This window comes from Bradyrhizobium sp., assembly GCF_049519115.1.
Lineage (GTDB): Bacteria > Pseudomonadota > Alphaproteobacteria > Rhizobiales > Xanthobacteraceae > Bradyrhizobium.
In genome coordinates this window covers 39,658-59,864 of record NZ_JBEKRB010000035.1, presented here as the reverse complement: position 1 = coordinate 59,864, position 20,207 = coordinate 39,658, and the positions used below count along the sequence as shown (strand labels likewise).

Here is a 20,207-nt window from a genome sequence, read left to right as displayed (position 1 = left end):
CTTGCCGGCATTGGATCCGCCGCGACCGAACTGTCGACGTCGATGGGAGCTAAGCGTCGCCTAAACGACAGAGGCCGATAAGAGCAAAAAGCGGGAGACGTCCTCCGGTGCCAGTTGCATCCGTAACGCTGTCCGAAGGGCATCGAGACCGAAGACGTGCAGATCCTCGTTGAAGTCGCCGAGCCGAGGCGATAACGGGATCGCTTCGATGCCGACCGTTTGCGCGCGCTGCAACAGAACAGCTTGCACCGTGTCTCCAGCGGCGTCGGCGTCGCGGGCGATATAGAGTCGACGCAAGCTCGACGACAGCACCATGGCTGCGAGGTGATTGGCCGACAGCGCTGCGGCCATCGGCAATGTTGGAAGCACACAGCGTAGCGACAGCATGGTCTCGATGCCTTCGCCGGCGACAAGTACGTCGTCGTCCGCTGCACCGAAACGCACCGCATTGCCAAGCAGGTCGCCCATGGCCCGTCGCGGCGTGTCGATTGGAGCCTTGCCGAGCCGAATCCGGTCAAATCCGTTCGGATCGAGCCAGGTGCGATGCACACCGGTGATGCGGCCATCGAGATCTGTGACACAGGCAATCATCGCCGGCCAGGTCTCGGTGGGCAGGTGCTCGTCAGGTCGATAGTAGCAGCGCGGATGGAAGCGCAGGCTGCCACCGTGGTACACGTGGGCAATTCCCCGACCATGCAAATAGGCCTCGACCACCGTGCCTTCGATCGGTTGCGACATCGCAAAGAGGCGTCTTGCCGCCTCCTTGGGGCCAGCTAAGGCCGGTGGATGCATCGATTTCAAGACCGGTCGCGGTTCAGCGCGAGGCAAGTTCAGAAATCGCCGCGCTTCCTCCGCGACATCGTGGAAATCGCGAAGCCCAAGGCTTTCTCTGATGACGTCGAGCAAATCGCCGTGCTCAGAGGTCGCGGCGTCCATCCACTTGCCGGCGGGCCCTTTCGGCGAGTCCTGGAGCCTCACAAATAACGAACGGCCTGGTGTGTTGTGGACATCGCCAACCAGCCAATACCGCCCCTCGCGCTTGCCGTTGGAGAGATAATGACGGCACACCGCCTCCGCCTCGCGCGCGAGGCGGCGTGCCAGTTCGGAAGCGTCGCGCACCATCACGCGGCCTCCCGTTCACCTACTCGCTCGACCGGGTAACGTTCGAGCAACTTGGCCAGAACGTCGACGCCAGTGGCGTCTGATGGCACGAACATGCGCAGCTTCCAGGAGATGATCTCCCCGAAGAGCCCATAGGCACGCAGACGATCCCGCATGGTGTCGCTGAAGCCGGATAGTTCGATGCGATGTGCGCCCATCACGCGTACGCGGCGAAGTTTCAGGCCTTCGGTGAGTTCGAGAACCGTGCGACCTTCCAGTAGCGCGGCGAAGGCCGCGTCGGGCGTCAGCGCCGGTGCGTCGCCAGCCAGCGCAGTCGTCATCCAGGCGGGCGATACTTTCCGGCCGATGAGACGCTCGCCGGTATCCGTCTGAAGCCGGTAGACGCGGGTCGACTCGTTTGGCAGCCGCTTCCAGATCGGCAGAAGCAGACCCGCTACCACATGGATGGTGCTGTCGGTGAACTCGGGCACCTCGCTGAGCTCGGCTTGCCAGGCCGTGGCGAAGCATTCGCGGTCGGCTTCCGCCCAATGGCTTTCGGCCATCATCTTCAGCGGAAGGCTGCTATGCTCCATCGGCCGGATCAGCCGGACGCGCCGCTCGATCTCGCCGTCGTCCAGCATAAGGCTCGGCGCCGACACCTGAACGGCGGCCCGACCGGACCGCTCGTTGATCAGCAGGACGGCGTAGGAATCGGAGAGCCGATCCAGCGCCTCCTCTAGCGTAACTGGACGATTGCGCCGGCGCTCGGTGATGCTGAGCAGCAGGGTCTCCGCCCCAGTCCCGGGATGGGTGTAAATGACGCGCCGGTCCGCAACGATAAAGCTCTCGGCCCGAAGCGTCTCCAAGCCGGCATCATAGGTGCCGGATGCGATGGCGCCTTCGATACGGGCTGCGAGCAACTGCTCGAACGCCGTGAACAGGACGTTCTGCAGATCGATGGTGAGCGCCAACAGCCTGTTCAAGAAGGTGGTGATCGGCGGCAGTTCGTCCTTGATGCCGTTGGCGTCCATAAGCTTGAGGCCGGTCGCGTCCTCGAACCTTTCGAGCGAGCAACCCTCGACCTTGCCGCGAACAAGGAGATGGTAGAGCTGACGCAGCGCGTCGCGGCCGTAATGGCTTTCGAGATTATCCTCGGGCTTGAACAGGCCTTGACCACCGGTCTGGCGCTGGCCGCGCGTAATCGCGCCCAACGTGTCAAGACGGCGGGCGATGGTAGAGAGAAAGCGCTTTTCCGCCTTCACGTCGGTCGCAATGGGCCGGAACAGCGGCGGCTGCGCCTGGTTAGTGCGGTTCGTACGACCCAGGCCCTGAATGGCGGCGTCCGCCTTCCAGCCGGGCTCAAGCAGGTAGTGAACCCTCAGCCTGCGATTCCGCGCAGAGAGTTCGGCGTGGTAGCTCCTCCCCGTGCCGCCGGCATCGCTGAAGACGAGGATGCGCTTGGCGTCATCCATGAAAGCAGCGGTCTCGGCGAGATTGGCTGACGCCGCGCGGGTCTCGACTATCAGCCGATCACGCTTGCGAATGACGCGGCGCGAGCGGCCGGTAACCTCGGCGACCATGTCCGTGCCGAAGCGCTGGACGATCTGGTCGAGCGCACCCGGCACGGGCGGAAGCGAGGCCAGCTTTTCGATCAGTCGGTCACGGCGCGCAACGGCTTCACGGCTTTCGACCGATTGGCCGTCACGGTAGACTGGCCGGGAACAGAGATTGCCCTCGGAATCCGTGAAGGGCTCGTAAAGCTGCACCGGGAAGGAATGGGCGAGATAGTCTAGCACGTATTCGCGTGGGGTGATGTCGACCTGGATGTCGCCCCAGTCCTCAGTTGGAATCTCGGCGAGCCGGCGCTCCATGAGGGCCTCGCCGGTCGAGACGATCTGGATCACGGTAGCGTGGCCGGCATCAAGATCGCGCTCGATCGAGCGGACCAGCGAGGGCGTCTTCATCGAGGTCAAGAGATGACCGAAGAAGCGCTGTTTGGCGCTCTCGAAGGCGGAACGCGCGGCGGACTTCGCCTGCGCGTTCAGCGTGCCGGTCGCGCCAGTGATGTTCGCCGCCCGCATCGCGGCGTCGAGGTTGTTGTGGATGATCGAGAACGCGCCGGCGTAGGCGTCGTAGATGCGGATCTGCTCGGGCGTGAGCTGGTGTTCGAGCAGTTCGTATTCGACGCCTTCGTAGGACAGCGAGCGGGCGGCGTAGAGGCCGAGGGCCTTTAGGTCACGCGCCAGCACCTCCATTGCCGCGACGCCGCCCTCCTCGATCGCCTCGACGAACTCGGCGCGCGTAGCAAACGGGAAGTCGTCACCGCCCCACAGCCCCAACCGCTGAGCATAGGCAAGATTGTGCACCGTGGTCGCACCGGTCGCAGAGACGTAGACCACGCGAGCGTTCGGCAAGGCATGCTGGAGCCTAAGCCCCGCGCGTCCCTGCTGCGACGCTGCCTGGTCGCCCCGCTCGCCCTTGCCGCCGACCGCGTTCTGCATGGCGTGGCTCTCGTCGAAGACGATCACTCCGTCGAAGTCCGAGCCCAACCATTCGACGATCTGCCGGACGCGCGAAAGCTTCTCGCCGCGCTCATCGGTACGCAGCGTAGCGTAGGTCGCAAAAAGGATACCTTCCGACAGCCGGATCGGAGTGCCCTGCCGGAAGCGAGAAAGCGGCGTGACCAGCAGCCGCTCCATCCCGAGCGCCGACCAGTCGCGTTGCGCATCCTCGATCAGCTTGTCAGATTTGCTGATCCAGACCGCGCGCCGGCGGCCCTTGAGCCAGTTGTCGAGCAAGATGCCGGCGACCTGCCGCCCCTTGCCCGCCCCGGTGCCGTCGCCCAGAAACCAGCCTCGGCGAAAGCGAACGGCATTCGAAGCATCGTCGGGCGCCGCGGCGACGACGTCAAACGTCGCATCGACCGTCCAGGAACCCGCGAGAAATGCCGAATGCGCCTCGCCAGCATAGATGATGCTCTCGAGCTGGGCGTCCGAGAGGAGGCCGTCCGATACGACGTTGGCCGGCAGATGCGGTCGGTAGGACGGCTTTGGCGGTGCGACGGAGGCCATGGCTGCCGACTGCACGAGCTTGGTCGGATGCGCCTGCGCGCCGGCGATGCGGATCGACTGCAGTGTGTAAGCCTCATAAAGCGCATCGGTGATCTTGCTGGCATCCGTGGGGATCCAGTCGACTGGCTCGTAGGCGACTTCGGTCGCCACGAGATCGATGGCCGGCGCGACCGCTGCCGGCGAACGCTGGCTGACGTAAGCGCGGACGGTTCGAGGTTTTGAAATGCCAGCAATTGCTGGCACCGCCGTCGTCGGAGTGCCCGCGATCGGGCCACGCGGCGGCACATGCTGCATCACCCAACCGAGTAAAGTCGGCAGGTCGGGAGCAATGCCGGGGGAAGCCGGGAAGGAGGCGCTGTCGTTAGCCGGCACTCGATCGATGATGGTCAGGCGGGTGTCGATGTGGGTGCCGTGCTTGGCATAGACGGCGCCGTCAATCGCCGCCGAGAAAACGATGCGGCCTTCTTCCTGGAGCCGGATGAACGATTCCGTCCATGCGGGATTGTCGGGCGCGACGCTCGCGCCTGTGATGGTGACGAGCCGTCCGCCCTCGGGAAGACGGGCCAAGGCGGATCCCACGTGCCGTAACGCTGCATCTGCCATCTGGCGATCGACATGAACCGCTGCCGAGAACGGTGGATTCATCAGCACGACACTCGGAACGATGCCGGCATCGAGGTGGTCGTTGATGTACGCGGCATCAAACCTGGTCGTGGAGACGGCGGGAAAAAGGTCGCTAAGGATGTCGGCACGGCTCTCGGCAAATTCGTTGAGAATGAGCGAGGCGCCGGCGAGTTCAGCGAGGATGGCAAGAAGGCCGGTGCCGGCCGACGGTTCCAGAACGACGTCGGCGGGGGTGATCGCGGCAGCGACACTGGCGACGTATGCCAGTCCAATCGGCGTGGAGAACTGCTGGAGGGCTTCACTTTCCTCGGACCGCCGGGTCTGTGTCGGAAGAAGGCTCGCAATCCTCAGCAGCATCGGCAGCATGGCGGCCGGCGACGCCGCCTTGGCGCGCATGGCGGCGCCATACCGTCGCAAGAACAGGACAGTCGCCGCCTCGCAGGCGTCATAGGCCGTCTTCCAGTTCCAGGCGCCGGTCGCATCGGAGGCGGTAAACGCTGCCTGCATGGCATTGCGCAGAACAGCAGCGTCGACGCGCCGACCCCGTTCGAGATCGGTCAAAAGCTGGCGCGCGGCCTTAACGACGGCCGAAGCGACAACTGCGGTGGCACGGATCGGGAGCGGCACGGCGGCGCCGTCGATGAGAGATTCGGTCATGGGAGGGATTTCTCGGAGAGCGGGACTGGGCCGAGCCGCCCGGCGCTCTCTTAAGACCGCGGCAGCTCAAACCCTTCCCGGCCCGGCTCTGCCTCTCCCTGCCATTCTCCTCATGCGATCAGAGAGGATGCGGTGAAGGCTGCGGAGCGGGTTTGCCGCTCCGCAGTGGTCGGTTATTCAGCGGCGACGTCCTGTGTCCGCTCAATCTCGACGACCTCGCCTGCCTGCCCCTCCTCGTCGGAGAGAAACTCCGGCAGTGCTTCTTTGACGTCCGACGGCGGCGCCACTTCGGCGAGCCGCAGCGGCTCGGGGAGCCAATGCGTATCCCCGAGCAGACGCTCGGCTTCCTTGGCCATCTCGCTCTTCTTGAGGTGGTCGACGAGCTGCACAGCGCTTTCGCCCTTGGCCTCACGAACCGCTTCGAGGATCCGGCTCTTGGTGACACGGCCGAGATAGTTGTCGACTGTCGGTCGCCAGCCAACCTCCGCCATGTCGAGATTGACCGCCCGCGCCAGGCGATCGGCCTGATCGAGGCGATGCTGCAAGCCATGGGCGGTCATACCTGAGCCGCCATAGCGATCGACCTTCTCAAACAACGCGTTGACGCCGAACGAAGTACAATGGGCGAGCAGCGCCAGCCGGCTGGCATCGTCAAGGGTGGCGAGCCAGTCCCACAGCGCCTGCTCATCGGTCGGCATATCGGCCTTCCAGGCTGCATGCCGGTCCGCGATGGACTTCGCAGACGCACTCTCGTTCAGATCCGGCGTCTGGCCGGGAAGCTGGACGTGGCGCACCCCGGCTTCAAGGCAGCCCGGCGCATAGGTCTGGTAGAAAGCGTCCACACAGAGCTTGTGCAGAAGCGCTGTCATCGCGACCTGCGGATGGCAAGCGACGGCATCGCGTAGCGCCAGCGTGCGATGCGCGGTCAGCTCCGCCACAAGCCGGTCGGGCAACGGGCGGACGGCATCATCGTCCTCGTCCTCATCGGCACCTGACTGCCCTGCGACCGTGATCGTGGCGCGCTGCACCGGCGGCACTCGGTGGTCGCCGCCGTCGGCGTCAGGCACTGTTGCGCCGGCTTCGGAATCAGGCTCGATCGTCGCCGCAACGAACGCGGTCTCGTCCTCGCGGCGGACGTAGCCCCGTTCGACCTGCAGGCTGCCCTCGCCATCGATGCTGACGAAGGCGCCGGCATGGACGATCTCGGCAGGCTTGAAGACGTCCGGCCGGTTCGCGAAGGCTTCGAGCGCTTCCTCGAGTTCGCCAAGACGCGCATCCACCTCATCGGGCAGTTCTACGGCGTCTTCATATTTGGCCTGAAGTGCGTCGTATTCGGCCTGGAGGGTATCGAAGCTCGCCTGCTCCTCGGAGGTCAGATCAGCCGGTATTCCCTCGAGCCGGCGGTGCCCGTGATCGTGACCGTAGGGAAAGCTGGCGGCGACATCCAGCCACTTCCAACCTTCGGCAGCGACCGTTTCGGCTTCCGTCCGCAGCTTCTCGGCGACAAGACGTTCGAGCAAGGCGACATCCTCAAGCCAACCACCGCCATCCTCTTCGAAGAGGTCGCGCAGCACGCTACCGCCAGCCGCCTCATAGGCCGCGAGGCCGACAAAGCGCGCGCGTTTGTCGGAGGCACGCACCGCGCGCTCGGTCAGAAGGCGCCTGATCTGGTACGGCTCGTCGTAGCCTGATTTGTTGACGCTCTCCCAGACCTGTTCCTGTCGAATGTGCTCTGCTGTGACGGAAAATGCCATTAACTGCTCAAGCGACATGCCGTCATCAGCATAGACGTCGAGCAAAGTCGGGGAGACGGCCGCTAGCCGGAGCCGCTGCTTCACCACATTGATGGAGACGAAGAAGATGGCCGCGATATCCTCCTCGGGACGACCTTGCTCGCGCAACGTCTGAAATGCCCGAAACTGGTCGAGGGGATGAAGCGCGACGCGATGCACGTTTTCGGCAAGCGAGTCTTCTTCCGCAGAAATTTCGCCACCGGCCTCGCTGACGATGCACGGGACCGGTGCGGTCTTCGCCAGGCGCTTCTGCTTCACCAGAAGCTCAAGGGCACGATAACGCCTACCGCCTGCCGGCACCTCGAACATGCCGGTTTCCTGGCCTTCGGCGTCGGAGATTGGCCGGACGTTGAGACTTTGCAGCAGGGACCGCCGCGCGATGTCCTCGGCGAGGTCCTCGATCGAAATGCCGGCCTTGGTGCGGCGGACGTTGGATTGAGCCAGCACGAGCTTGTTGAAGGGAATGTCGCGCGATGGCGATAGCTTGATCTTCTGAACGGCTTTTGCCATGTCAGTTTCTCCGGAACGGCCGGCCGAAAGCCTCTCTCTCGGCCTCCAAGCCGCTCACGGAGCGAAGCGCTGCCCTCTTGCTCCAAGAGGGCAGCGCCACGGAATAGGCAAAACGGACAAGTGCCGCAGATACGAGAAATGGGTTTCCGCGGCAAAGCCCGAAGGGTGAAAACCCGACGAAGCCGGGGTTTCAGCGGCAGCCGACAGCCCGGTCCCGAAGGGAGACGGCCCTACGCTCGCGAAAAGCACGCTATGACCATGCTTGTGCCGGACTCACGACAGATCGACGTTCTCGCGAGTCTGTGTCTGCGCGTCATAGATTCTGATCTGGAGCATGGGAAAACGCTTCTTCAGCTCTTCCGCGCCCGTCTTGGCACCGTCCCTCGTCGCAAATTCGTCCTTGAGTCGGCCGTCGACTTCGAGCGCATAACCTGAAGCCGGCAAGTCACGGGTAGCAGCAACCATCCTATTCCCTTTGCGCAGTGAGGAGGTTGACAGCGACTGCTTAGCGCGAGTCGCACAGATCGCGCCAGCTCACTCCGACGTTGATTTAGCCCTCTCAACTAACGAAGCTCCGAGTCGCCGCATGACGGCGCGTTCAAGGATGTGCGTTTGCATCATCCGAGCAGCTGGTCGGGGTGCCGCCCGCCCTGATGCAGCCGCGAAACAACCACGGCTCCACATAGCTGCCCGGCCACATCCCGCGACCCGAACGAACGGCCTCGCGCTGGGCGGGGCCGTACTTGCCTTTCGAATATTGCGGTCAATCCAGCGCGAGACCATTACGCACAAGCCATTCTCCGAGATCGGCACCGCCGACAGAACAGGTTGCTACAGTCCGCCCATAATGATCTTCGGCGACCGGCATACAATTGACGGGCCGCCGCGCAATGAAAGTGTCGAGATCATTCGCTGCCTTCGCGCCACAACGATACAGGTTGCAGTCCGCACCTCGGCATAGTTGGCTGCTCTCAGGAGCGTCAACGCCCCAGGGCATCGGCGACACCTGCCCCGAATGTCTTCCAGACGGCTGACGACGTCAGCTGACTTCCAGCATGCGATCAAGAAACTTGTCCAGCGTGATCGGTGTTCTCCTGCGCGGTCGCTCAGATCGAAATGTGATCGAAATCGGTCGCGACCCGGCTGTCCGGGAACATCTTCGACGCCTCTGCTAGGATGTCCTCGTCTGGATAGCGTCCCGAAATGCGAGTAAGCACCAGTTGCTTGACAGCGCTTTTGGCCGCGAGCGCCGCGGCCTCCCCTGCAGTAAGATGGCCGTAGTCGCGCGCGATGGCCGCATCGCGATCCAGAAAGGTCGCCTCGATCACCAGAACGTCGGCGTCGCGGACGTGCTCATCCAAGCCTTCGGTGGTTTCCGTGTCGCCGATCACGACAAGCTTCTTGCGTCCCTCTGGAGGTCCGAGAACGTCATCGGCGTCGATCGTCCTGCCATCTGCTAGTGTTACCGGCCTTCCTTCCGCCAATTCCTTGCGCACGGGACCATCCGGCACACCGAGCGCCTTATGAATTCCAAGCGAATTCGGCTGATGAATATACAGTTTTTGTCGGCAGGGGCGAATTCAGAAAGGCCTTCCCCGATCCCATGAAGAGACTGGGGTTTTGCAGCCGGCAAGCGCCCACCGTCCTATTTCTACGCCATGGCGGCCTTGTGCAGCATAGATGCGCATCCTCTCTTTCTTCCATCGCGGTGATCGGTGCAAACGAAGGACCACCGGAGCCGGTTGTCTCCTCTGCGAAATATGGACGGGTCGCCAAAATGAACACCGCGTTTCTCTTGATGGCGCAGTATGATGGAAAGGCCATCATTCCAATCGACCAAGTTTGCAGGGACTATTTCTCACATCTCACGCCACCCAAATTGGTGCAGAAGATTTCAGCTGGCGAGATCGCCATTCCCCTCGTTCGGATCGAAACCAGCCAGAAATGCGCGAAAGGAGTGCATCTCACTGACTTGGCTTCATACCTCGACGCGCGCGTCGAGGCCGCAAGGCGCGAAATGACCGCTCTTACAAGTTGAACGTCGCCTTATCATCTATGGCTATTGACGAACGCTAGTCGATCGCGACCTAGCGCTCCCGGGCGGCAGCTGTTGCTTACCGGCTGTCCTTAAGTCGACGTCGAGTGGAAAGCAGGCCTTCGAGATTTAGTGCGTAGTATGGGGTTGGTCGCGACGTAAAAATTCCTTCCGATGGAGATGCGAGGAGCACAGGCACGCATCGCCGCCGTCTCTCTCGCTCAAGAGAAGGGAGAGGGCGTTCGCCGTTTACCTTATTCGCAAACCTGCGTACCAATTTTTCATTTGTGGTGTACGCTGACATTCATGCAAGTCGATGTTCGGCTTGCATTGAACCAACTGTGGGACATTGGAGGGCAACATGGCCAAGAAAGCGAAGAAGGCGAAGGCAAAGAAGAAGACCGCCAAGAAGAAAAAGAAGTAGTCTCGCCGCAATTTTAGCGAAGACCCATCAAGGCTGAGACACATCAAGGCGCGTGCGCTTCGCCATCGCGAAGAAGATAGTGGCCGCGGCTTGATACGGTTCAGCGATTTCAAGAGATCGGAGCCGGACCGCCCTGCGCGCAAGCGCTGACTGGTCCGGCTTTTTTATTGAACAAACACCTCCTCGCGCTGGCTTACGCAGCCCCACGACCCCCAGCGCTAAACTAGCGCCACCCTACAAGCAGCATTGGCGCCATAGAGCGCCTATCGAACCTTCCCTATTGCAACCTGCTCAACATCGTCGGCACCACCTGTATCAGGAGTGCTGCGATCGAGGCGAACTTCGAAAGGCTGATCACCAGCTGGCTTACGCAATTGGGTTTCAACGTCGCTTGGGGACCGACGAACACCTTAAACGAGCTTCTTATCGGCGACCTCTGGTAGGCGCAGGAACAACGCGCTCGCGCGGCTCAGCGCTGCGGCGTATCCCCCTACTTACCTTCGAAGCAACTACGAAAGTGATGGAGCTCCCACACCTCGCAATCGGCGGCGAAGCTGCAATCACGGAAGCCGAAATCCTACGCCGCACTATGCTTCTGTCGCCAAACAAACGCACGACCGCGAAATTGCCTTCTCGTCGAAGCCTTCGAGACCGGCGGTACAGCATTTAGTCCAGCATGTCTAAGAGCGACCACACTTAACTGCTGACCACGTTTCGCTTTTCCCGCTCAGTCGGTCCAATCCATCATGGGTGCAATGCAAAATAGATGCGATAACATATTGATGTTATAACGCTTTCTGGTCTCGTCTGGAATAGCTGATTTTCGGGCCGACAAAAATTCAGAGCTGATTATTGGGGCATTCTCCTTTCGTTTGAAGTGCTTAAGTCGATCGCCTGTTCGTCCTTCATGATGCCGTGCCTTGCCTGGTACAGCGCTGCAGTACCGAATGGGCTCGTGCAGTACCACGATCCGGCCGCACGTTTTTGGAGCCTCCTCGCCGATCCTCGTTAGGTTCGGAAGCAAACTACCGCGCTGCCGCTCCCCACGCCAAGAGAGGAAAGGGCGTGATCGTAGTTTCGGCGACGATGGAATAAGAATGCTTGCGTGTTGCGAGCGCTTCAGCCACCGCCGTCTTTAGAGCACTCCATCGGCTTGGCGGACTTTCCCCGATTTCCGCTTCAGAGAAACCGGATCCTCGAAGACCGTCTTATCCCGAGATGGTGCCACCACCATCCACCACCACCGTCGAACCTGTCGAGAACGGGGTGGATGCCAAGAACAAGACCGCGTTCGCAACATCGGACGACTGTCCGATGCGCCGGAGCGGCAAGCGCTCAACAGCGCTGGCAAACATTGCCTCGCGTTCGGCTTCTGCTATGCCGGCCCACAATGGGGTTTCGATCAGTCCGGGCGAGACTGCGTTCACTCTGATCGGAGCAAGTTCAAGAGCCACGCCGCGCACCAGCGCCTCGAGTGCGGCATTGACGGCCCCTTGCAGGACGGTGTTCGCCGATGGGCGGAAGCCGGCCGTTGGGCGAGGCCGACCAAAGGACCCGTGCGGAGACGCGTTCCCACACACTTGGCTTGTGTTGACGTTTGCGGAATGCAGAGCGACTAAGGCCCAACGCCTCACGTCGAAACGTCCAGGCACACGGGCGATGGTGACTCACAGCAATGAATGGCATTATACGAAGGCACTCAATCCGGTGATCGATTTGCCGACAATCAGCGTGTTCATTTCTCTGGTGCCTTCGTAGGAATAGATCGCCTCGGCGTCCGCCACGAACCGTCCAATGTGGTTCTCGAGCAGAATGCCGTTGCCCCCAAGAAGCTCGCGCGCGTAGCCGACGGTTTCACGGCATTTGACCGTGCAGAACGCCTTCGCGAGCGAGGCATGCTGATCGCGCATCACACCTTCGTCCTGAAGCTGGGCGAGACGGAGCATCATCGCCTGGGTCGACGTCACGTTGCCTAACATGCGAACCAGCAGGTCTTGCACGAGCTGGAATCCGCCGATAGGCCTCCCGAACTGTGTCCGCTCCGTCGCATAGCGCAACGCATGCTCGTAGGCACCCATCTGGCAGCCGACGGCAAACCATGCCACGCCCGTCCGTGTCATCCGCAAAACCTTGGCGGTGTCCTTAAACGAGTTCGCGTTTTGCAGACGGTCGGCCTCCGGTACGTGGCAGTCGCTCAAGGTGATCAGGCCGTTCTGTACAACTCTCAAGGCCATCTTGGTTTTGATCTTCTCGACGGAAAAACCGGGATTGTCCTTGCCCACCACAAAGCCTTTGACCTGGTTCGAGCCTTCGTCGCGCGCCCAGATGACGTTGATGTCGGCGAAGGTCGCGTTGCCGATCCATTTCTTCTGGCCGTTGAGAATCCAGCCGTCGCCGTCGCGACGACATGTCGTCGTCATTCCGCCCGATGTCGCAGACCCCACCAGCGGTTCTGTCAGACCGAACGAGCCGATTTTCTCAAAACGCATCATCGGCGGCAGCCAGCGTTGCTTCTGCTGCTCGTCACCGCACAGATAGATCGATCCGGCGGAAAGGCCGGTATGCACGCCCCAGAATGTCGCCACTGATGAATCGACACGCGCCAATTCCATCGCGACAAGGCCGTTTAGCAGCCAACTGCCGCCGGCAGCGCCATATCCCTCGTAGCCCACCCCGCCGATGCCGACTTCGGCCATCTTCGGGATGATCTCGAAGGGAAACGCATCCCGGTTCCAATAATCCTCGATCACAGGCGCGACGACGCCTTCCGTGAACTCGCGAACACGTTTGAGCAGCGTCCGCTCACTGTCGCTCATGACCGCAGCAATCCGGTAGAAGTCGCCATCGACCGGAGGCGGTGCGTAATCCGGTTTGCCGGTCGTCTTTTTCTGCTCGGCCGCCATCGGCTCCTCCTTGCGCTAGGCCACGCGGCCTGCGTCACCATTTCCTTGCTGCGCCTGCGCATCGCGCCGTCCCAACGTCGGAACGAACCCTCTGACCCAGCCAGTCATCCGCGAGAGCGGAGACGATGGCTCGACCTGTTTACTCGCGTCAGCCAGGAATGCCTCGATCAAGCCAGCGGTTTCCCCAGGCTTGGTCACAATAAACAGGTGACCGTCATCGATCATCTGAAGCTCGGCGTTCGGGATCAGAGCCTTCAGAATGTGACCGTTGATCGGAGGCACCAGGGGATCGTCGCGTCCCATCAGAACGAGCGTTGGCTGCGGCAGCGACCACAGCCACGGCAGGCTGGTCCAGCCCGCAATAGCAAGAAGCTGATAGAAATAGCCGAGATTGCGTGCGCCGTGCATTGTTGCCGCATGCCGGCCGATCAGTGACGGGTCGCCGCGAAAGGCGCCTCCGTAGAGGTCCGCGGCAATCCGGTTCATGTAGTCCTTGTCGGTGTAGCGGCGCGGCGTCATCATCTTCCACAGCACAGAGGGGCCTCCCGGCACCATGGTGACACCGGGCGCCGTCGCGGCAAGTACGAGCCTCCGGCACAGTTTAGGATATTGATGCGCAAACTGCTGCGCGATACCGCCGCCCCACGACACGCCGGCGACATCGATCTCAGCAAAGCCTAGCTCCGCAACAAGGGCGGCGGCCAGCCGTGCCAGTGTCGATGGCCGATACGGCAACAGCGATCTCGGCGAACCACCGACGCCCGGAACGTCAAAGATGATTGCCGTCGTGTGCGTCAGTGCTTCCAGGAACGGCCTCGCCAACTCCCAGTTTGCGCCGATCCCGTTGAACAGCAACAGCGGCGGACCGCTGCCGCGACCGTGCTTGATGGCAAGTTGAAGCAGCTGACCGTTGATCGTGACTTGCCGCGTCTCGATCTCCGCGAATGCCGCCTGGTTCGTTTCCTCGTGCTCGTCACTCAAAGACGTAAGTCCCCGGAGCCGCGGCAAGAACGGGATGGCGTTCGCTGCCAAGCGAGGTGGGCGCTGTAACCTCGTCGCCTGATCGCGGCAGCAGCCAATCGCGCCAGTCGAGCCACCAGCTTCCCTTGCGCTTTTCGGCTGCGGCGACGAAAGCATCCGGACCGGATGGGTTGACCGTCCCGATCATGAACGAGGCCTTCTGATTGGTCGGTGGATTGAGAAGGCTCTGGAGGTGTCCGCTGTTCGACAGCACGAAGGTCGTCCCCTCACCCATGATCTGAGCAGTCTTGTGCACGCCCTTCCAGGGCGTGATGTGGTCGGTCACGCCAGCGACGACGTAGCTGTCGACCTTGATCCTGCTCATGTCGATCGTCTCGCCGTTGAGCGCGAGCTTTCCGGCATTGACGAACGGATTGGTGAAATAGAGATCGAGATAGTCGCCATGCAGGCCAGCGGGAAGCCGGGTGGTGTCGGCATTCCAATACAAAATGTCGAAGGCCGGCGGCTGATTACCGAGCAGGTAATTGTTGACCCAGTAGTTCCAGACCAGGTCGTTCGGCCTCATCCACGCGAACATGCGCGCCAGCTCGTGGCCGTCCACGAGGCCGCGCAGCCGCGAGGTTTCCTTGGCCGCGCGCATCGTCTCCGGCGTCATCAGGCAGCCGAAAGCGCTTTCATCGGCGGTGTTCGGATCCAGCAGGCAGACCGCGAGCACCATGTTCTTGATCTTCTCTTGCGCCGCACTCCCGAGCGTCGCGAGATAGGCCGTCGAAGTAATGCCTCCGGAACAGGAGCCCATCATCGAGATGTCGTCGCTACCGGTGAGGTCCCGCGCGACATCGACGGCTTCGTCAAGCGCGGCGACGTAGGTGTCGAGGCCCCATTCACGATGTGCCGCCGTGGGATTGCGCCAGCTCACGCAAAACACCTGAATGCCACTGTCGAGCAGGAAGCGGACCATGCTCTTGTCGGGCGACAGATCAAGTGCGTAATATTTGTTGATCTGCGGCGGGGTGATAACGAGCGGACGCTTTCGCACGTTCGGCGTCGCCGGCATATATTGTATGAGCTCCAGCAATTCGTTGCGAACGACCACTGCGCCCGGCGTGATCGCGAGCGTCTCGCCGACCTTGAAGGCGCTCTGATCCACCATCGACGGCATGCCGCCGTTTTTGGTGAGATCATCGAGATAGTTCTTCATGCCTGACCACAGGCTGCGGCCGCCAGTGTCGACAAACTTGCGCACCGCCGCAGGGTTGGTCAGCATCGAATTGGTCGGAGCCACGGCATCGATCAGGATTTCAGTGACCAGATGCGCCCTTGCCTTGTCGATCTCGGTCAAGCTCGATTTGTCGACCAGACCGCTGACGGCATCGCCCCATGCGAGATATACCTTGAGCAATCCGTTGTGAAGCGCGCTCTCCTTCCAGGTGGCGTCGTTAAATCGCTTGTCACCCGCCTTCGGCACACGCTCCGACTTGCCGGCGGCGATGGAGCCGAGTTCTCCGAGAAAAGAGAACCATTGCTCGGTAGCCACTTTCGGTTCGTTGACGACCGCCTTGAACAAGGTGTTGGCGCTATCGATCAGATCCTGACCTCGGATCCCGACAAGTGGATTGAGCGCCAACGTATTTCGGGATGCAGCTTCGGAGATCCCTTCCGAGAATGGTGGCGGTTCACGCTGTTCGGAGTTCATGGCCGATTTGCTCCCGATGCGGGGATCAGCAGCGCTAGCGTTTCGGCGATCAATGCAGGCTTTTCCGATCCCTCGACTTCCATCGTGTTCAGGGTCTTCATGACCACCTGTCCTTTTTCTCTCGGCTCTACCCCGCTGATCACGACACGCAACCTCACGCGCGCGCCGGCCGGCACCGGCGCCAGAAAGCGGACCTTGTCGATCCCGTAGTTGAGGCCCGCGGCGGCGTCCTTTGGGATGACGCCGACCTGCATCGCCAACGGCGCCACCATCGCAAGCGTCAGGTACCCATGCGCGATCGGGCCGCGAAAAGGACTTTCCCGTTTCGCTCTTTCAACGTCGATATGAATCCATTGGCGATCGCCTGTGCACGACGCAAACGTGTCGATGCACGGCTGATCTATCGTGACCCACTCGGAAACGCCGAGTTCCTGCCCGACCCGATCGCTCAAACCAGCAAGGGTTAAGTTGCTCACGTATCCTCCTCGATGTTTTCGCGGGCGGCCGAACGGCTACATGTCGCCGTACTGCTCGCGCAGTTCCTTTTTGTTGATCTTGCCGACGCTCGTTTTGGGAATGCTGTCGATGAACAGGATCTTTTCCGGAATCCCGTATTTCGAGATAATGCCCTGGTCGGCGAAGGTCTTGAGATGGCTCTTGATGGTTGCGTCGCTCGCGCCATTCGCATCGGAGTTTCGCTTGACCACGAGCGCGAGCGGCCGTTCGCCCCATCGATCGTCCTTGACGCCGATCACGGCTACCTCGGCAACCCCAGCACATTGCGAGATCAGGTCCTCGATCTGCAACGACGACACCCACTCGCCACCGGTCTTGATCACGTCCTTGATGCGGTCGGTGATGTGTACGTAGCCTTTCGCGTCAACTGTCGCGATATCGCTGGTGTGCAGGTAGCCGCCGGCCCAGAGTTGCTCGGAGCCTTCGGGATTGTTGAAATAGCCCTGGGTGAGCCATGGCGCCCGCAGCACGATCTCGCCGGCCGACTTGCCGTCATGGGGCACGCTGTTCATGTCGGGGTCGACGATGCGCAGATCCACCAGCGGCCCGGCAATGCCGGCTTTGGCCCGAAACTCGACCTCGCCGTCCGGATCGCCGGTCAGGTCCTTCGTTCGAACGTGGGACACAGCGGCGAGCGGACCCGTCTCCGACATCCCGTAGCCTGCGAAGATGTCGATGCCGGCCTCAAGCGCCCGCTTGGCAAGCGCCTTCGGCAACGCCGAACCGCCAATCACCATCTTCAGACCCTGAAGATCCGCTTTTGCCGCGGCGGCGGCGTCGAGCAACATCTGAAGAATGGTCGGCACGCCATGGGTGAAGGTGACACCCTCGCTCTTGATCAGCTTCACCAGCATCGCCGGTTCGTAGCGCCCGGGATAGACCTGCTTGACGCCGGCCAGCGTCGCAGACCACGGAAAGCCCCAGGCATGGACGTGAAACATCGGCGTGATCGGCATGTAGACGTCGTCGCGCGAAAAACGTCCATGCATCCCCGCCATCCCGAACAGCGCCAACCCGCAGATCGAGTGCAACACCAGTTGCCGGTGGCTGTAATAAACCCCCTTGGGCTGGCCAGTCGTACCCGTGGTGTAGAAAGTGGTCGCCTGCGTATTCTCGTCGAAATCGGGAAAGTCATAGTCAGGTGACGCCGCCGCCAGCAGGTTTTCATATTCGCCGATAAAGGACAGGCTCCCGGTCTGCGGTACAGGCCGGTCCGACATCACGATCAGCCGTTTGACCTTCGGCAGCCGCGACCGGATCCCCTCCAGCAATCCGACGAATTCGTCGTTGACGAGAAGCGTCGAGGCGCCGGCGTGATCGATGGTGTAGGCAATCTGCTCCGGTGAAAGACGGACATTCACCGTCTGCAACACGGCGCCCATCATCGGGATCGCGAAGAAGGCTTCGAGAAACCGGTTGCTGTCCCAGTCGAGGACGCCCACGGTGTCGCCGCCCGCCATGCCTGCTTTGCTCAAGGCCGACGCCAGACGCCCAATCCGCTCTCTGATCTGGAGATAGGTGAAGCGCTTTAGATCGCGATAAACGATCTCCTGATCCCGCGCCTGCACGCACGGCGTGTGCCACAATTGCTTGAAGATCAGCGGATACTGATAAGCTGATTTGGCGGACTGAATCAGTCTCCCCACCATCGCGGCCTCTCCCTCGACTTGTTTCCCTCGGCGGTCCTGACGTCCGCCATTCTAACGAGCGGATCGCCTGGCCTGTCGTTCTGGTTCCGATCGCTCTGCACAACGCCAGCGCAAGCGTCGCGCGCAGGCCCCTGTTTGTGAAGGTCCGAAACGGACAACGAGCAGGTCCCAGCCGGACACGTTTTCCGTCTTCGGCAGCGGCGTCTTGAACAAACCTGCTAAATTCTGCCGTTCCCGGGAAGCCGGCAACTCAACCGGCCAAGCCACGGAGAATTGGAAAAGCTGCTATCCTGCCCGAACGACACGTGACAGAAGCTTCGAACCGTGGGTGCTCAAAGGTAGGTTCAGTTGCCCGGCTCCAAACCCTCCGCAAAGGCTTTACGCTCGATTTCGAACGGCGCGAAGGAAACACCGATCGTTGGATTGCGTGAACGTGTTTACGAACCCACCAAACTTGCCGCGCTGTTCGACATTCTTGTCGAGCAAGGTTATCCACCGCGCGAAATCCTGAAAAGCATCAACCTGACCCCGGATGAGGTGCATTCTCCGAAGTCGAAAATTTCGCTCGCGGATTTATTGACGGCGGGCAAGAACGCCATTCGGCTCTCAAGCGAGGCGCACCTGCCCTACCGTATCGGCACGTCGATCCACATCTCCGCTTACGGAATGTACGGGTTCGCGATTCTCTGCTGCCCCGACTTTCGCAAGACGATGGCCTTTGCCGAACTGTACCACGCGCTCGCAACGCCGCTGGCGACAATCAAATTCGCCGAGCAAGACGGTTTCGCTAGCTGGTTCATCGAACCCAATCCGGATGCGGTCACCGATCCGCAGCTCTATCGCTTCATCGCCGAAATGCAGATCGGCATTCACCTATCACTGATGCGCGACGTCATGGGACCCGCTTTCACGCCGGATCGGATCAACCTGGCTTATCCGGAAGCCCGCGACTTCAGCTTGCCCGCAGACGAGATCGGATGCCCGCTCAGCTTCTCAAACCGAACCAACCAGATCATCTTTCAATCAAAGTGGCTGGACCGGTCGGCAAATCTCGGCAACAGGACCACCTACCCGATGGTCGTGGCCCTTTGCGACGATTTGCTCCAGGAGCTGAAGTCCCGTGTTGGCGTAGCCGGAGAGCTTCGCGCCCTCCTGATCCGGAATATCGCCAATCCTCCGACGCTTGCCGCCATAGCCAAGCTGCTTGACGTGAGCGATCGCTCGCTGCGGCGTCAGCTACAGGAACAGGGCATTTCGTTCCGCGGCCTGCTCGATGAATTACGCATGCAGATCGCGTTGAAATACCTGCGCACGACACGGCTCGCCAACGAAGATATCGCGCTGGCGCTCGGTTTCAGTGATGCCGCCAATTTTCGCCGCGCCTTTCGCCGCTGGACCAACAAGTCGCCCAGCGAGATCCGAGGTGAAGAACTCTCTGATCCAGTCTGAAGAGACGATGCGAAGAAGCGCCATCTGCAAGAGCTTTCAGCATTCCGCTGGACCTCTATCGGAGCGCGTCAGGCACCATATGGTGCCCGGCAGCCTGTCCGCCATCGACGTGAAGAATCTCTCCGGTGACAAACGCGGCGCCGTCGAGGTAGAGCACCGCCTCCACAATGTCCGAGATTTCTCCCATCCGGCCCATCGGATGGAGCGCCGCCAACGCTTGATGGGCTTGTGGCGGGTGCATCGGCGTCTTGATGATTCCCGGGGACACCGCGTTGACGCGAACGCCGGTCTTTGCATATTCGATGGCAAGCGCTTTCGTTGCGGCGCTCAGTGCTCCCTTGGTGAGCGAGGCCAACCCGGCCGGAATGCTGCTCATCGGCTGGTCGACAAGGCTTGTCGTGATCGTGACGACGTGACCGCGTCCCTGTTTGCCCATGAACTCCAGCGCGCGCTGGGTCATGTGAAAGAAACTCGTCACATTCGTCGACATATAGAGCGCATAGTCATCCGGCGAATACATCGTGAATGGTTTTGCCATGAACATGCCGACGTTGTTCACCAGCGTGTCGACACGGCCGAAACGCTGAAAGGCCGTTTTGAACACTCTCTCGGCGGTGTCCGCGGCCCCGATGTCGCCTTGTACGGTCACGACGTCCGAACCGGCGACCGGCTTGATCGACCGCGATGTCGCGACAATTCGGTAATTGCGATCCCTGAAGGCCTGGACGATACCCGCACCGATCCCCTGAGATGCTCCGGTTACGATGGCTACTTTCTGCTCCGTGCTCATGGTCTCAT

14 protein-coding genes and 2 pseudogenes are annotated in these 20,207 nt (G+C 61.3%); 3 read left to right on the top strand and 13 right to left on the bottom strand.

Features of this window, described 5'->3' with window-relative positions; translation table 11 throughout:
- Positions 1–60: 60 nt before the first annotated feature.
- From ABSE61_RS23730 to ABSE61_RS23705, 6 genes and pseudogenes are all read right to left on the bottom strand, one after another.
- Complete coding sequence (locus ABSE61_RS23730; RefSeq protein WP_423873648.1) at positions 61–1,122, bottom strand: DUF7146 domain-containing protein; 1,062 nt, start codon at positions 1,120–1,122, stop codon at positions 61–63.
- A complete protein-coding gene (locus tag ABSE61_RS23725) occupies positions 1,122–5,453 on the bottom strand; it encodes a strawberry notch-like NTP hydrolase domain-containing protein (protein WP_423873574.1) in 4,332 nt (1,443 codons plus the stop codon). The genes ABSE61_RS23730 and ABSE61_RS23725 overlap by 1 nt, the downstream gene beginning before the upstream one ends.
- Before the next feature lie 173 nt (positions 5,454–5,626).
- A complete protein-coding gene (locus ABSE61_RS23720; protein ID WP_423873573.1) occupies positions 5,627–7,756 on the bottom strand; it encodes a ParB/RepB/Spo0J family partition protein in 2,130 nt (709 codons plus the stop codon).
- Positions 7,757–8,029: 273 nt separating this feature from the next.
- Positions 8,030–8,221, bottom strand: a complete 192-nt coding sequence (locus ABSE61_RS23715) for a hypothetical protein (RefSeq protein ID WP_423873572.1) — start codon at positions 8,219–8,221, stop codon at positions 8,030–8,032.
- Between the two features lie 298 nt (positions 8,222–8,519).
- Positions 8,520–8,753 carry a thermonuclease family protein gene (locus tag ABSE61_RS23710; RefSeq protein WP_423873571.1) on the bottom strand — a complete coding sequence of 78 codons (234 nt, stop codon included), beginning with the start codon at positions 8,751–8,753 and terminating at the stop codon, positions 8,520–8,522.
- A gap of 109 nt (positions 8,754–8,862) precedes the next feature.
- A pseudogene (locus ABSE61_RS23705) lies at positions 8,863–9,276 on the bottom strand (MBL fold metallo-hydrolase); the annotation flags it as partial.
- Between the two features lie 257 nt (positions 9,277–9,533).
- Between ABSE61_RS23705 and ABSE61_RS23700 the strand changes: the two are divergent.
- Entirely contained in the window at positions 9,534–9,794 is a 261-nt protein-coding gene (locus tag ABSE61_RS23700; protein ID WP_423873570.1) for a pyocin activator PrtN family protein, read from the top strand.
- 171 nt (positions 9,795–9,965) lie between these two features.
- Positions 9,966–10,232 (top strand): hypothetical protein, encoded by a 267-nt coding sequence (locus ABSE61_RS23695; RefSeq protein WP_423873569.1) that lies wholly within the window; start codon positions 9,966–9,968, stop codon positions 10,230–10,232.
- 1,191 nt (positions 10,233–11,423) lie between these two features.
- On the opposite strand, the pseudogene ABSE61_RS23690 reads toward ABSE61_RS23695, so the two are convergent.
- The 6 genes and pseudogenes from ABSE61_RS23690 to ABSE61_RS23665 form a co-directional block, all read right to left on the bottom strand.
- Positions 11,424–11,735, bottom strand: a pseudogene (locus ABSE61_RS23690) (SDR family oxidoreductase); the annotation flags it as partial.
- 165 nt (positions 11,736–11,900) lie between these two features.
- Positions 11,901–13,118, bottom strand: a complete 1,218-nt coding sequence (locus ABSE61_RS23685; protein WP_423873568.1) for an acyl-CoA dehydrogenase family protein — start codon at positions 13,116–13,118, stop codon at positions 11,901–11,903.
- Between the two features lie 15 nt (positions 13,119–13,133).
- Positions 13,134–14,099, bottom strand: coding sequence for a poly(3-hydroxyalkanoate) depolymerase (gene phaZ, locus ABSE61_RS23680; RefSeq protein WP_423873567.1), 966 nt, complete (start codon positions 14,097–14,099; stop codon positions 13,134–13,136).
- Positions 14,092–15,795, bottom strand: coding sequence for an alpha/beta fold hydrolase (locus ABSE61_RS23675; RefSeq protein WP_423873566.1), 1,704 nt, complete (start codon positions 15,793–15,795; stop codon positions 14,092–14,094). The genes phaZ and ABSE61_RS23675 overlap by 8 nt, the downstream gene beginning before the upstream one ends.
- Positions 15,792–16,271, bottom strand: coding sequence for a MaoC family dehydratase (locus ABSE61_RS23670; protein ID WP_423873565.1), 480 nt, complete (start codon positions 16,269–16,271; stop codon positions 15,792–15,794). The genes ABSE61_RS23675 and ABSE61_RS23670 overlap by 4 nt, the downstream gene beginning before the upstream one ends.
- Before the next feature lie 36 nt (positions 16,272–16,307).
- On the bottom strand, positions 16,308–17,960 hold the full coding sequence (locus ABSE61_RS23665; RefSeq protein WP_423873564.1) for a fatty acid--CoA ligase: 1,653 nt from the start codon (positions 17,958–17,960) through the stop codon (positions 16,308–16,310).
- 423 nt (positions 17,961–18,383) lie between these two features.
- Between ABSE61_RS23665 and ABSE61_RS23660 the strand changes: the two genes are divergently transcribed.
- A complete protein-coding gene (locus tag ABSE61_RS23660; protein WP_423873563.1) occupies positions 18,384–19,409 on the top strand; it encodes an AraC family transcriptional regulator in 1,026 nt (341 codons plus the stop codon).
- Between the two features lie 55 nt (positions 19,410–19,464).
- Here the strand turns inward: ABSE61_RS23660 and ABSE61_RS23655 are convergent, their stop codons facing one another.
- Positions 19,465–20,199, bottom strand: coding sequence for an SDR family NAD(P)-dependent oxidoreductase (locus ABSE61_RS23655; protein WP_423873562.1), 735 nt, complete (start codon positions 20,197–20,199; stop codon positions 19,465–19,467).
- Between the last annotated feature and the right edge of the window lie 8 nt (positions 20,200–20,207).

What these genes read in the sequence shown, in the direction of transcription:
- ABSE61_RS23675 (WP_423873566.1), bottom strand. Translation starts at nt 15,795, where the DNA reads ATGAACTCCGAACAGCGTGAACCGCCACCATTCTCGGAAGGGATCTCC.
- ABSE61_RS23665 (WP_423873564.1), bottom strand. Translation starts at nt 17,960, where the DNA reads ATGGTGGGGAGACTGATTCAGTCCGCCAAATCAGCTTATCAGTATCCG.
- ABSE61_RS23730 (WP_423873648.1), bottom strand. Translation starts at nt 1,122, where the DNA reads ATGGTGCGCGACGCTTCCGAACTGGCACGCCGCCTCGCGCGCGAGGCG.
- ABSE61_RS23695 (WP_423873569.1), top strand. Translation starts at nt 9,966, where the DNA reads ATGGAGATGCGAGGAGCACAGGCACGCATCGCCGCCGTCTCTCTCGCT.
- ABSE61_RS23725 (WP_423873574.1), bottom strand. Translation starts at nt 5,453, where the DNA reads ATGACCGAATCTCTCATCGACGGCGCCGCCGTGCCGCTCCCGATCCGT.
- ABSE61_RS23715 (WP_423873572.1), bottom strand. Translation starts at nt 8,221, where the DNA reads ATGGTTGCTGCTACCCGTGACTTGCCGGCTTCAGGTTATGCGCTCGAA.
- ABSE61_RS23685 (WP_423873568.1), bottom strand. Translation starts at nt 13,118, where the DNA reads ATGGCGGCCGAGCAGAAAAAGACGACCGGCAAACCGGATTACGCACCG.
- ABSE61_RS23710 (WP_423873571.1), bottom strand. Translation starts at nt 8,753, where the DNA reads ATGCCCTGGGGCGTTGACGCTCCTGAGAGCAGCCAACTATGCCGAGGT.
- ABSE61_RS23655 (WP_423873562.1), bottom strand. Translation starts at nt 20,199, where the DNA reads ATGAGCACGGAGCAGAAAGTAGCCATCGTAACCGGAGCATCTCAGGGG.
- ABSE61_RS23720 (WP_423873573.1), bottom strand. Translation starts at nt 7,756, where the DNA reads ATGGCAAAAGCCGTTCAGAAGATCAAGCTATCGCCATCGCGCGACATT.
- ABSE61_RS23700 (WP_423873570.1), top strand. Translation starts at nt 9,534, where the DNA reads ATGAACACCGCGTTTCTCTTGATGGCGCAGTATGATGGAAAGGCCATC.